Raw genomic sequence first — 13,771 nt, forward strand, 5'->3', positions numbered from 1 at the left:
ACGATAAAATCTATAACACTAAACTTATATTTGAATTTTTGGAACTGCCCTATAAATATTCCAAGGTTCTTTTGATTATTACTTTACTGATACCTTTTGTTGCTCTTTCAGAAGATACCGCAGTTTTGAAAATAGTAAGTTCAAACCCTAAAGAACTCATCCTCCAATACGTCCCGCAGGAATATAAAATGCAACCGGTTGAAATCGAAGGCGAAACTTATTTTATCCCAATCGGTGCTAAAAGCGGACTGACGAGTGAAACAGGGAAATCTTCGCTGCCCGTTGAGGGAACATTAATCGCACTTCCTCCAAACACAAAAATAGATGTTGAAATAATCGAGTCAAAATACCTAATTCTACAAAACCAGAACATAGCACCTTATCCGTTGGATGTTTTTGATGAAGATGGTAACGCATCTCTATCGTATCAAATCGACCGAAAGTTTTATGAGCGGGAAACAAATTTCTATCCGAAAGAAGTATTCAAGCTTGAACAACCGATTCGTCTTCGGGATTTCAATGTAGCAAAAATTAATCTTCATCCGCTTCAATACATTCCTTCAACCAAAATGTTGAAGCATTTTACCCACCTCGTATTGAAAATAAGTTTTATCGATGAACTGAACAAAAATGACGTTACATTAATTTCAACCGCTGATAGGGAATTCGAATCGGTTTACAAATCATTGATTCTAAATTATGATCAAGCCCGAAACTGGCGATTCAAGGAAAGACCAGCGGACCTTGAAAAATCAAATATTAATCAGAGCTGGTGGCAAACTAACAATCAGTATTACAAAATTTTGATTGCTCAGGATGGGATGTACAGGTTAACGAACTCATATCTTCTCGATGTGGGCATAAATTTGCAAACGATTCCTACCAATTCATTAGCGATGTACTATCAGGGCAAATCTATACCGATGGATGTGAATACCGAAAACCCGGATGTCCAAAATTGGTACATCGACTTTTACGGAACACGAAAGTATGGCGATTCAACTTTCTTCGATCCATACACTGATACCAGCTACTACTGGTTAACCTGGAACGATCCGTTACCAACCAGATTTACAAAACAAGCTGCCAATCTAATTACTCCTGTTTATACAGCAAACTCCTGCACTACATTCCGCCATTTTGAGAGGGACTCAAATTATTACTATGGCTATAACGATAATGAGATAAGAACAGTTGATAATGTGAAAGGTGAAGGTTGGTATTGGTTAGATTTTGTCGGTACTGCTTCCAAGTCTATTACCTTTAACATCGATACATTAAATCCCGGCAGGTTCGATTCTGCATACTTCAAAGCACGATTTCACGGGATGACTGCCTATGATGATACGAATCGGTCAAGGCATCAAGTTAGAGTAACGCTGAATGGTAAGGTTTTAGGTGAAGTACTTTGGACTCAAAATCAAGAGTTGATTTTATCAACGAGCTTCATCGATACACTTCTTAAGAAAGGCACAAATACATTACTGATAAATTCCACGATGATAAAATTATCAAAATTTTATATCGACTGGTTTCAGGTTACTTATCGATCTCCGATATCTGTGCAAAACAATTATTTCGACTTTTCCGCACCGGCGCAGCCAACTGATGCAGTTACACTTTTTAGAATCGCAAAAGTTACTTCAGACAGCATTGATGTATTCGATTTAACGAGCTATCGAAAAATTGTAAACACACTTAAAGATGCACAAGGTTGGGCATTTTTGGATTCGTCGCTCAGTTCAAAACGGTATATCGTTACAGGAAAAAACCAGCGGGTAACACCAAGTTCAATAATTCCTCACACATTTAAAAATATCCGTTCAAATCCTGATGGCGCCGATTACATTGCAGTAACACACTCTTTATTTAAAAACCCAGCAATAACTTTAGCAAATTCAAGATCTGCTTTCGGTTTGCGAACGGCGGTAGTGGATGTACAGGATATTTATGATGAATTCAATTACGGTCATATCGATCCACTAAGCATTAAAGAATTTTTCAAACATGCATACAATTTATGGACTGCACCATCGCCGAGTTACATAGTTATGTTCGGGGATGCTTGCATTGATTATAAAAAGAAATTTCCTTCAACAACGAAGACGAATTTTGTTCCCGGTTATGGTATTCCGATGAGCGATAATGCTTTGGTATGTTTCGATTCTGTTTACAATTATTTACCCGCCATAATAATAGGTAGAATACCTGTTGAAAATCAAATACAGGCAGCACGCGTAGTGCAAAAAATTACCGATTATGATAACCCGCCAATGGATTTTTGGAATAAACGGACTCTTTTCGTAACAGGTGGGACTACTGCGAGCGAACGCTGGCAGTTCAACTCTTTATCCGATATGTTGATAAACGAAAGCATTACACCAAGTCCGTTAGGTGGTCTTGTATATAAAGTTTATAAAACTTCTTCAGCTATTATCGATGGTGATTATAAATATTATATGCAGGGTTTAGTAAACGAGGGTTTATCCTTCGTTAATTTCATTGGACACTCAGGTGGTAGAATTTGGAATGTAGATATTGGTAATCCAAACGACCTGCAAAATACAAATGGTAAATTGCCATTCATCAGCAGTGTTAGTTGTAACATCGGAGCGTTTTACACACACTTTGCTAATGTGCTGTCGGAAGATTTTCTGTTTGCTGATAACCGCGGGGGAATTGGAGCTTGGGCAAGTTCGCACATCGGTTCTGCAAATACCGGTTTTTGGCTTGCGAGAAAATTTTTAAATGCAGCAACCCGAGAATCGGTGAAAACATTAGGAGAGTTAACACATCTTTCCCGTATTTATTTTTGGACCATTAACGATTCTATATCAACACCTACTGTTATTCACACGTTCAATCTTTACCCGCTCATAGGCGATCCGTATTCGAAGTTTGCACTTCCGCAAAAACCCGATTTGGGAATCGACTCTGAATCTGTATTTTATTCACCTTCGGAACCTGTAGCCGACAATTTTGTTTATCTGAAATTAATTGTTAAAAATTTTGGTTTGATGCCTACCGATAGTGTTTTAATAACAATAAAAGATAATTACACAGATGAGTTGGGTAAAACTAAAGGTGAGAGTGATGTTGTTGCTCCTTTTAAAGTAAAACCTGTAGCTTATGCCGACACAATTAATATCGAGTGGGATGTGCGCGGAAAAGCGGGGAGCCATACAGTTACTATTAATATTGATCCTTTAAATCAAATTTCAGAATCGAACGAGAGCAATAATTCGGCACAAGTTACTATATATATAAACAAAAATGTTATTTATCCCATCAAACCTTTAACATCATCAGTTGTGAACAGCGGGATACAAAATCTTAGTGTCTCAGTACCGATGGCCTTCGATTCAGCACGAACATCAACTACTGAAAAATCTGATTCACTTATATTTCCGAAAAATACTTTCAATATAACCTCGCCTTATACTTTTTATTTTGAAATTGATACGACTAATACATTCGACAGCCCTGCAAAAGTTTCTTCGCCACCGATACAGCCGGGGGCTGTGTCAGCTAACTGGGTTACGCCTCCGCTTTTAAACGAGAAGGTATATTTTTGGCGTGCACGAAGTTATAATGGGAAACACTATGGTGCTTGGGCTAATTCTGAGGTAAATGTTAGTGATACTGCATATTCTTCTTCAATTGTAAAATGGAAACAAACTCATCCGAAACAATTTGCATCCAATCCACAAAAATTAGTGTCGGTTAGCGACAGTGGCGTAACGATGCAACGAACTAACGGTCTATCAATATATGTTCGTTCTTTAGGTTATCGGGCTTTCCCTGATTCAGATTATTACAGTATCATCCGCATTGGTACCACGACGATTTTCGGGCATTGGTGGTCGGGAGCCAATAGTTACCTTGCTGCCCGTATTGATCCGCTAACCGGGCAATTCGAAGCAAAAGGATATACACTTTCAACGCTCGGGCAACCCGATAGCTTGTTACGATTCATTCAGACAGCACCAGTTGGATATTATATTGTGATATCTGTGGTGAGGGATGGAAGAGGAGGGATGACAGAAACGTTGTATCAAACATTTGAAAGTTTGGGCGCTCAATTTATCAGGACTGTAACAGCGGGGCAATCGTGGGCGTTAATAAGTCGAAAGGGCTCTTCAACTCCGATGATGCCTCCTCGCGAATCATACAGTCCTAACGCAGTCGCCGATACAGATTATCAAATGCCAAGTTACTACAGTGCAGGGATTGGTGAAATAAGTTCGCTGTTCATCGGTCCTGTAACATCGTGGAAAACACTTTCTTGGAATAACAGCATACCTGCTAAAACAGATATTCAATTAAAACTTGTAGGTCTGAAAAAAGATTTTACAGTAGATACTTTGCGGACTCTCTTAGGCAGCGAAATATTTGCTGACATTTCAAATATCAATTCTTCTATTTATCTGAAAATTCAATTGGTTAGCACACTCCGAAACACTGACGGCGAAGCTACCCCAACGCTCAAAAGTTGGCAAGTGAATTATACAGCTCCTATCGAATTGGCTACAAGTCCTGCTGAGTTTAATGCGCCTCGACGTGTAGATAGGACACAACCTTTCGATGTTGAAGTGAATGTTCATAATTTAAGCAATCAAACTGTTGACAGCGTAAACGTTACATTTGTATTAGCTCCAAATTCTTTTTTGAACAATATATGGATAGATTCAATACCTGCCGGCGAAGCAAAATTGATTAACAAATCTCTCGATGTATCACAATTTACCGGCGAGCAAATACTAATTACATCTATCGAACCGAAACTGAATTTGAATGAATTAATTTTAGAAAATAATGTTTTATCCTACCCATTCTACGTTGATCAAGGGGTATCAGTTTTAGAGAATGTTATAGTAACTTTCGACGGCAAAGAAATCCGGAATGGCGATTACGTTTCTTCTATGCCAACAATTCAAGTTTCATTACCGGAAAATTTTCCGATGGTTGATCTTACAGCAATCTATTTAGATGGTGAAAATATACTTACCGAACGTGAAAGCTATTCACAAAAATCATCTACCACAACAAAGATTGAATTGAAGCCAACTCTTACGGATGGCGACCATAAATTGATAATAAGTGGGAGGAACAATTCTAACTTAATATCATTTGATTTTAAAGTTTCTAACACTCCTCAAATTTTAAGTATTTTTAATTATCCGAATCCGTTTACTACCGGCACCCAATTCACATTTGAATTAACGGGCCAAAGTGGGGTGGAGAGAGTTACGATTTTAGTTTATTCGGTAGCGGGGAGACAATTGAAAGAGCTAACTGCCACAAACGTAAACATTGGTTTTAACAGCATAGTTTGGGATGGACGGGACAACGATGGGAACGAGTTAGGTAACGGTGTTTATTTGTATAAAATTAAAGCTAAATTTGAAAACGAAGTGAATAGTCAGGTTCAAAAATTAGTAAAATTAAGATAATTTGATATTTGGGCAAAATTTTCTTATCTTTTTCAGCAAAAATTTAAAAAGGTATAAAAAATGTTTTGGTTTTTAATTGTAGTTGAAGTAATAATAGCTATTGTAATTATCGTTTCCGTCTTGATGCAATCGAGTAAAGGGGGCGGATTAGCCGGTACTTTCGGTGGTGCTCAAATGGGTACTATGTTCGGTGTTCGCCGTACTGCCGATTTTTTAAGTAAATTTACAGCAGTATTAGCGACTATTTTTATAGTTTTAAGTTTGGTAATCAACATGTTCTTCTTACCAAGCCGTGCGGTTCAAAGTGAGAGCGTGATTCAGAAAGGAACAAGCTCGATTCCTCCACCATTACCACCGCCTATACAAACCACACCGCCAGGCGGGGGAACTCAATAATATTTTAGCGATTTGTTTCAGCAAGCGCCCATGGCTCAATTGGTAGAGCAGCTGACTCTTAATCAGCGGGTTCCAGGTTCGAGTCCTGGTGGGCGCACCAATAACGCTCGACGTTTCTTGAAATGCAAAACGTTTAAGTGAGTATTCATTCGGAGTAAACCGGCTTGTGTTCGAATCAGAAAGGGTAGCGGTGTTTACAGCACCGCGGTGGAGCAATGTAATACAATCAACGTTTTGGATTTTCCCCAATTAGATATATTGTAAATTTAAAATTTCAGAATGCCTAAAAGAACAGAAAACACTTTTCCCGTTGCTATAGTAACAGGTTCTGCAATGCGATTAGGCCGCGAAGTTGCCTTAAGTTTGGCAAATAATGGCTTCAGCATTTGCATCCATTATAATAAATCGAAACCCGAAGCACAGAAATTAGCTTCAGAGATTGAAACAACATTTCAGAAACCGGTTCTATTAGTCAAAGCTGATATCTCAAAATTTGCCCAAATCGAAACTATGATGAAGCATATACTGAAAAAATTTGGACGTATCGATCTCCTGGTTAATAATGCTTCAGTTTTTATTAAATCACGCTTGGAAGAAACCACTGAAGAAATTTGGGATAAGTCGTTGGATACTAATCTAAAAGGGGTTTTCTTTTGCAGTAAAATTGCAGCCAAACACATGTCGAAAAAACAAAGCGGCACAATAATTAATATAGCTTCGTTAGGTGGAATAAAGCCGTTCGCTAATTACCTACCTTATTCAGTTTCAAAGGCGGGACTAATAATGCTTACAAAATGTTTGGCAAAATCTTTAGCTCCTTATATTTTGGTGAATGCAATTGCATCCGGAACAATTGAATTTGAAAATGAAAAAGTAAAAAGGAATGAAAAAATACTTTTGAAAGACTATACCAAAGCAAGCGAAATAGCTGACTTAGTTGTTTTCCTTGCAACAAAAAATAAACATATAACAGGTCAGATAATATCGATTGACAGTGGAAATTCATTAATATGAAAAATAATAAAATATTGCCAAAACTAAAGCGAATGCCAAAAGCATACGAAAACATAGATTTTTTGAAAGGAACTTACGGAAGAGAAATCAGGATTTTATCTGAATTTGCAGAACCGCGCTCCCGCTTCATTAAAGAAAAAATAAAAGACACTATCGTATTTTTCGGATCTGCACGTATTAAACCACCTGAAAAAGCAAAATTACAGTTTGAGAATTTGAAAAAGAGATTATCAAAACAAAAGACAAAGAATACCGCCATTCTAAAAGAATTTGAAAATTCAAAAGTGATACTCGAAATGTCGAAGTATTACGAAGAATCAACTAAATTGGCAAAACTGCTTACAAAGTGGTCGAACACATTAGATCATGGTCGTAGGTTTGTGATATGCTCCGGCGGTGGACCCGGTGTTATGGAAGCAGCAAACAAGGGGGCTATCTCAAGTGGAGGTAAATCTATTGGACTGAATATAAGTTTACCACACGAGCAATTTCCAAATCCCTTTATCAGCGAAGAGTTAAATTTCGAGTTTCATTACTTTTTTATGCGAAAATTTTGGTTTGTTTATCTTGCAAAAGCGATGGTTATTTTTCCTGGTGGTTTTGGAACTATGGATGAGCTTTTTGAGGTGTTAACATTGCTACAGAGCAGTAAAATCCAGAAAGATTTGACTGTCGTTTTATACAGCGAGGATTTTTGGAAAAAGATAGTTAATTTCCCCGAATTGATTCGATTAGGAGTTATCTCCTCTGATGATATGAAGTTATTTAAATTTTGCAATACGCCCGAAGAAACTTTTGAGTATCTGAAGGAATCGTTAACAAAAAAATACTTGTTATAGACCAATAGATCTGCCCGATGCAGGCGGAAATGTCAGGTGAAAGGTAACAAAATTAAGTTACGAGTTATCTAAGTAATGCAGAACAATAACTTTAGATTTAGGTGGTGGTAAAGGAGCATCTGATTTAAGTAGCTGAATGTACCGGGAGTTGAGCATGATTGTATAATCGTTATAAACAGTTCTTTTAGTTTCAAAGCAGAAGATTGCATCCAGGTCGATCCATCGGAAGAGCGATGAATGTTTTGTAAAGAGTCGAGATTAGAAAAACGTTGGTTATGATGAGTATTGTATGGAAGTCGGTATAAATTTTAGCAGGAATGCCGAAAAACTCGATATATTTATCCCAGAAGGAGAGAACACTTTTGGGGTCTTCGGCTTCAGTAAGTTGAAGAAAGATTTGTCCTGAGGCATCGTCGACTACGCATAGCAAACAACAAACAGGTCATCGACCTTCGAACCATTCGTGATAACTACCATCAAATTTTCCGGTGTGGCTGAACTCGAATTTTTCAGAAAAGAAGGTTGTGATAGTATCCAAAATTCGATTCATAATTTGACTTTGTATCATAATTTCTCTATTTTTTCACTGAAAAAAATGGAAAATTTATGAATCTGAAAGATACTTTAAGCAAAGAAATAATTAACGCAACCAAAGTCAGCGACAAAATCCGTTTAGAAACCGTCCGCGGACTTCGTGCCATTTTATTAGAAAAAGAAATTGAGAAACGACCAAACCCAATTACTTCCGATGACGAAATGGGAGTGTTAATCTCATCAGCCAAAAAACGTAAAGAGTCAATCGAAATGTATGAAAAGGGGGGACGCATTGAATTAGCCGAAAAAGAAAAAAGCGAACTCAAAATAATTGAAGAGTTTTTGCCAAAACAATTGACGCTGGATGAAGTTGAAGCAATTATTAAACGTATCGTTTTCGAATCGGGCGCAAACTCGCAAAAGGATTTCGGCAAAGTTATGCCTGATGTAATGAAAGAACTGAAAGGCAAAGCCGATGGAAAAATAATTTCAGATACCGTTAAAAAACTATTAGGGGGTTAGTTATGATTACATACATTGATATCATTGTTTTTATTACAGTTTTATTGTTTATTTTGTTGGGCTATAAAGATGGTTTTTTCAGAAAAGTTTTCAGCATTTTATCCCTTTTCATAGGGTTTATTATCGCAACTAAATTAATGGGACCTTTCGGAAAATTGATCATCGAATGGTTTGAATTTGCCCCTTATTTTTCGTATCCGTTTGCATTTTTTGCAATTCTAATAACCGTTATGTTAATCGTAATGTTGATTTATCGCTGGCTCGGCTCAAAAGGGACAGTCTTAAAATTAATTAACCGATTTGGGGGCGCTTTGTTAGGTGCAGCTCAAGGGCTGCTCCTTATGAGTTTAGCTCTGTTAGTCTTAAAATTCGTTGATGTCCCATCGGAAGAAACGAAGAGGGATTCTTTTATGTATATTCATATCATAAATGTAGCTCCAAAAGTTTTTGACTTCGCACTCACGGCTGTTCCTGAATCTAAAACTTTTTTCGAGGAGATTGAAAAGAATTTAGAAAAATATAAAGATGAACTATAGTTCCTGATGATAGATTATTTAAATTCAATCGCTAAACTCGAATTTCCGAAAGTTAAAAATCATATAAAGCGGTTTGCGGTATCTGAAGCTGCTAAAGAAAAGATTAACAATCTCATCCCGATCTGTTCATTCGAGGAGATTCGTAACCGACTTGATGGTATCACCGAAGCAAAATCACTCCTCGAATCAGACGACCCACTCCCATTAGATAATCTTCCTGAAATCCGGGAAGCTTTGAATCGTGCGGGGATATTAGACTATGCAATACCCGCTTCCGAAATATATTCAATCGGAATTTTTCTAAAAACATCAAGAGTCATTTCTTCATACTTCAGTAAAAGAAAATCGAAGTATCTACTTTTAAATCAATTAACAGAACCTCTTTATATCGACAAAATTCTTGAATACAATATTGATCGAACTATAGATGAAAGCGGACAAATTAAAGATTCCGCATCAGCCGAACTTAAAAAAATCCGGAAAGAGTTAAACGATAAATCGGAAAGCCTGCGTAAAAGATTGGATGCTATCCTGAAAAATGCTTCATCATTAGGGTGGACGCAGGAAGAATTGATAACAGCGCGCGACGGAAGAATGGTGATACCTGTAAAAATTGAGAACAAAAATCGTGTGCCGGGATTTGTGCACAGTATGTCGGCGAGTGGGGCTACGGTTTTTATTGAACCGGCAGAAACTCTCGATATGAACAATGATATCAGAAGTCTGCAATTCCAAGAATTACGGGAAATCGAAAAGATACTAAGAGAATTAACGACACAAATTCGCGATGTAAAAGACAACCTGAAACACAATGTTGAAATACTCAGCGAGCTTGATTTTCTACAAGCCGCCGCAAATTATTCAATTGAAATAATTGGCTGTGCTCCGCTATTGAATGAAAAAAATTATTTCTATCTGATTGAGGGCAGACACCCTGTCCTTTTGCTGAAACAACCAAGAGCTAAAGTTATTCCTTTAACACTTGAGTTAGGTAAAAATTTTTCCACATTAATCATAACAGGTCCTAATGCTGGTGGTAAAAGCGTTGCAATCAAGGCATTCGGTCTTTTGGCTATTATGGTTCAATCTGGTTTGCATATTCCAGCTTCTCCGGATTCAGAATTTGGTGTGTACAATAAAATTTTCGTGGATATTGGTGATGAGCAATCAATAGAGAACGACCTTAGCACATTCAGCTCACATTTGGTTAATATAAACATAATTATGAAGGAAGCTGAGGAAACGAGTTTAGTTTTGATAGATGAAATTGGAGCCGGCACCGATCCAACCGAAGGCAGCGCACTTGCCGAAGCAATTTTGGAAGATCTCACGAACCGGAAAACTCACACACTCGTTACAACTCATCACGGCACTCTGAAAGCATTCGCCCACGAAACGCAAGGAATCGAAAACGGAGCAATGGAATTCGATCATCACACTTTGAAACCAACATATCGCTTTATCTCCGGAATCCCCGGAAGCAGCTATGCTTTAGAAATGGCAAAAAGAATAGGGTTACCTGAAGCTTTAATTCAGCGTTCTATTTATTTTCGTGGTGAAGCAACTCACAGTCTCGAAAATTTATTAGTCGAAATTGAAACGAAACAACAAATCCTCAAAGACGAAATCACGCTTGTTCAAGAAGAGAGAATTAGTTTAGAAAATTTAATCTCCGAATACACAACAAAAAATAAATCGCTCCAAAAAGAAATCAAACAAATAAAGTCAAAAGCTGTGGATGAGGCAAAGGCGATAATTGATGGTGCTAATTCACTAATAGAAAAAACTATTCAACAAATACGCGAAGAAGGTGCAAGCAAATTAGCAATCAAACAAGCTCATTCTGCAATTGAACAAATCATAAGTACGCATATCAGTTTAGCCAAGGAGTTTGAAATTGAGAAAAACCACACTCTTGATGTATCATTTACGATAGGCGATAAGGTTAAACTAAAAGATAGTAACGAAGTCGGTGAAATTATTGAAGGTGTTGGTGATAATCACTTTAACGTATTATTCGGGCAGTTTAAAATTAAAGTACATAATATGAATTTAGTTAAAGTTAAATCAACCACTCCCATTTTACAACGAACTAAAAATTTGGATATACATGCCGAAAGACCATCGAGCGAAATCGATTTACGCGGAACCACCGGCGAAGAAGCAGTGATTTTATTGGATAAATTTATTGATACCGCCATTCTTTATGGCTTAAATAGGCTTGATATCATTCACGGCAAGGGGACTGGATTGCTGCAAAAAAAAGTTTCGGAGTATCTTAGGAAGCATGCTCATGTGAAATCATTTCGATTAGGTGAATGGAACGAAGGTGGGTATGGTGTTACGGTGGTGGCCCTAAAATGAAAAAAGAAATAAAAAAATTACTAATTGCAAACAGGGGAGAGATAGCTGTCAGAGTTTTACGGTCTGCAAAAGAAATGGGAATCGTAACCGTTGCAGTTTACTCGGAAGTCGATCGTCTTATGCCACACGTCCGACTTGCAGACGAAGCGTATCCTATTGGTAAAGCAACTGCAGCCGAAACATATTTACAAAAAGAAAAAATAATCGAAGTCGCATTAAAATCTAATTCCGATGCAATTCATCCAGGTTACGGTTTTTTATCTGAAAATGCTCAGTTCTCCGATATGGTGAAGAATGCAGGGCTAATATTTGTAGGCCCACCGGCGATGGCAATTAAATCAATGGGTGATAAAACAGCAGCACGTTCACTTGTAAAATCGGCGGGTGTTCCAATCGTTCCCGGCACCGATGGACCAATATTGGATATCACGGAAGCATCTGTTTTTGCTGATAAATTTGGATTTCCAATTTTATTAAAAGCAGCCGGCGGCGGTGGTGGTAAAGGAATGCGAATAGTGAACGGTTACGACGAACTCGCATCAGCATTTCGGAGTGCACAATCAGAAGCTCAATCAGCGTTCGGTGATAATCGTGTTTACGTTGAGAAATACTTAGAAAATCCTCGGCATATCGAATTCCAAATCCTTGCAGATCAATATGGTAACACAATTCACTTAGGGGAACGTGAGTGCTCTATTCAGCGCCGCCATCAAAAAATCATCGAAGAATCTCCATCTGTTATAATTACTCCTGAGCTGCGAAAAAAGATGGGTGAGGCGGCAGTTAAAGCGGCTTTAAGATCCGGATATGTTAATGCAGGTACAATTGAGTTTTTAGTGGATAAACATCGGAATTATTATTTCCTGGAAATGAATACGCGACTCCAAGTGGAGCATCCGATAACTGAAATGATCACGGGTATAGATTTGGTAAAAGAACAATTACGAATAGCAATGGGGCAGTCGCTCAGTTTGAAGCAGAAAGATATTCGTTTTCGTGGTCATGCTCTCGAATGTAGAATTTACGCTGAAAATTCTGAAAATAACTTCTTACCCTCTATAGGAAAAATTACTAAACTACGTTCGCCTCAAGGTTTTGGAGTTCGTGAAGATAGGGGTGTAGATGAAGGGAATGAAATCTCAGTTTATTACGACCCAATGATATCAAAGCTAATTACGTGGGCTGACACACGTGATGAAGCAATCCATAAAATGACCCGAGCGCTGAATGAATATAATTTAGCAGGAGTTCAAACTAACATTCAGGCTTGCAGTTGGATTATTAATCATCCAAAATTCCTTGAAGGCAATTTCGATACACATTTTATCAAAGAATATTTCAATCCTGAAGTGTTACGCATTGATAATAAACTAATACACGAAGCATTAGCAGTAGCTGCTGCTTATATCCAAAAGTTCGAAAAGATTGAAACTCAGCAACTTGACGGCACAAATAAAGAAGGAGCAACAAGTAATTGGAAAACGAAACGTTACGAAAATTTTAGAGGATGAGATGGCTGAATTTATAGTTACTGTAAATAGACAGGAATTCGACATCGAGCTGAAATCAATGCAAATTGTTGTAGTTAACAATACTGAATTTATTGTTGATTTGCATCGGATAGGAATCAATCAATATTCAATCATAATGAATAATCAAGTTTTTGAAATTAACATCAAAAGAGATGGCTTAAATCAATTCGAAGCAGAGTGTTTCAACAATAATTTTAATATAACAGTTGAAGACGAGAAAGACCAACTGTTAAAACAGTTCAGTCAACAAAATGAGGCAACACATAAAATTATTAACATAACCGCACCTATGCCGGGTTTGGTGTTGAAAATAGAAGTTGAGGTAGGTCAGCAGATATATCCCGGAACAGGCTTGATTATTTTAGAAGCAATGAAGATGGAGAATGAAATTAGAGCAACAGTTGCCGGTGTTGTGAAAGCAATAAAAGTTAAAGAAAAAACTCCTGTTGAAAAGGGGGAGATATTATTGATTTTGGAATAGTAACAAAAATATTGAAGGAACAGTAGATGAACAAATTATTAATAATATTAAGGGCGGTTCCAAAAATTGACTTATTGAATACTTTTTTTTGTATATTTAA

The 13,771-nt window shown here is 37.4% G+C and carries 11 protein-coding genes and 1 tRNA gene; 10 read left to right on the plus strand and 2 right to left on the minus strand.

Annotated features, from left to right (window positions below; genetic code table 11):
* Window positions 1–38 precede the first annotated feature (38 nt).
* The 5 genes from QME58_11960 to QME58_11980 all read left to right on the plus strand — a co-directional run bounded on the left by QME58_11960 (window position 39) and on the right by QME58_11980 (window position 7,702).
* Complete coding sequence (locus QME58_11960; protein ID MDI6804538.1) at window positions 39–5,453, plus strand: C25 family cysteine peptidase; 5,415 nt, start codon at window positions 39–41, stop codon at window positions 5,451–5,453.
* Between the two features lie 60 nt (window positions 5,454–5,513).
* Window positions 5,514–5,849, plus strand: a complete 336-nt coding sequence (gene secG, locus QME58_11965; GenBank protein MDI6804539.1) for a preprotein translocase subunit SecG — start codon at window positions 5,514–5,516, stop codon at window positions 5,847–5,849.
* Window positions 5,850–5,873: 24 nt separating this feature from the next.
* Window positions 5,874–5,949: transfer RNA gene (locus QME58_11970), tRNA-Lys, on the plus strand.
* 179 nt (window positions 5,950–6,128) lie between these two features.
* Window positions 6,129–6,863 carry an SDR family NAD(P)-dependent oxidoreductase gene (locus QME58_11975; protein ID MDI6804540.1) on the plus strand — a complete coding sequence of 245 codons (735 nt, stop codon included), beginning with the start codon at window positions 6,129–6,131 and terminating at the stop codon, window positions 6,861–6,863.
* The gene (locus QME58_11980) at window positions 6,860–7,702 is read left to right on the plus strand and encodes an LOG family protein (GenBank protein MDI6804541.1); all 843 of its coding nucleotides are present in this window, start codon (window positions 6,860–6,862) and stop codon (window positions 7,700–7,702) included. Before QME58_11975 ends, QME58_11980 begins: the two co-directional genes overlap by 4 nt.
* A gap of 190 nt (window positions 7,703–7,892) precedes the next feature.
* On the opposite strand, the gene QME58_11985 is transcribed toward QME58_11980, so the two are convergent.
* Together QME58_11985 and QME58_11990 are read right to left on the minus strand one after the other, a co-directional pair.
* Window positions 7,893–8,132 carry a hypothetical protein gene (locus tag QME58_11985; protein MDI6804542.1) on the minus strand — a complete coding sequence of 80 codons (240 nt, stop codon included), beginning with the start codon at window positions 8,130–8,132 and terminating at the stop codon, window positions 7,893–7,895.
* A 12-nt stretch (window positions 8,133–8,144) separates the two neighbouring features.
* Entirely contained in the window at window positions 8,145–8,270 is a 126-nt protein-coding gene (locus QME58_11990; protein MDI6804543.1) for a hypothetical protein, read from the minus strand.
* A gap of 38 nt (window positions 8,271–8,308) precedes the next feature.
* Between QME58_11990 and QME58_11995 the strand changes: the two genes are divergently transcribed.
* Genes QME58_11995 through QME58_12015 form a run of 5 tightly spaced genes read left to right on the plus strand, consistent with a single transcriptional unit; the run spans window position 8,309 to window position 13,671 of the window.
* A complete protein-coding gene (locus tag QME58_11995; GenBank protein MDI6804544.1) occupies window positions 8,309–8,758 on the plus strand; it encodes a GatB/YqeY domain-containing protein in 450 nt (149 codons plus the stop codon).
* Between the two features lie 2 nt (window positions 8,759–8,760).
* Entirely contained in the window at window positions 8,761–9,294 is a 534-nt protein-coding gene (locus QME58_12000; protein MDI6804545.1) for a CvpA family protein, read from the plus strand.
* A gap of 6 nt (window positions 9,295–9,300) precedes the next feature.
* The gene (locus QME58_12005) at window positions 9,301–11,658 is read left to right on the plus strand and encodes an endonuclease MutS2 (protein MDI6804546.1); all 2,358 of its coding nucleotides are present in this window, start codon (window positions 9,301–9,303) and stop codon (window positions 11,656–11,658) included.
* A complete protein-coding gene (accC, locus tag QME58_12010) occupies window positions 11,655–13,169 on the plus strand; it encodes an acetyl-CoA carboxylase biotin carboxylase subunit (GenBank protein MDI6804547.1) in 1,515 nt (504 codons plus the stop codon). The genes QME58_12005 and accC overlap by 4 nt, the downstream gene beginning before the upstream one ends.
* Window position 13,170: 1 nt before the next feature.
* Window positions 13,171–13,671, plus strand: coding sequence for an acetyl-CoA carboxylase biotin carboxyl carrier protein subunit (locus QME58_12015; GenBank protein MDI6804548.1), 501 nt, complete (start codon window positions 13,171–13,173; stop codon window positions 13,669–13,671).
* Window positions 13,672–13,771 lie beyond the last annotated feature (100 nt).

The organism is Bacteroidota bacterium (assembly GCA_030017895.1).
Lineage (GTDB): Bacteria > Bacteroidota > Ignavibacteria > UBA10030 > BY39 > JASEGV01.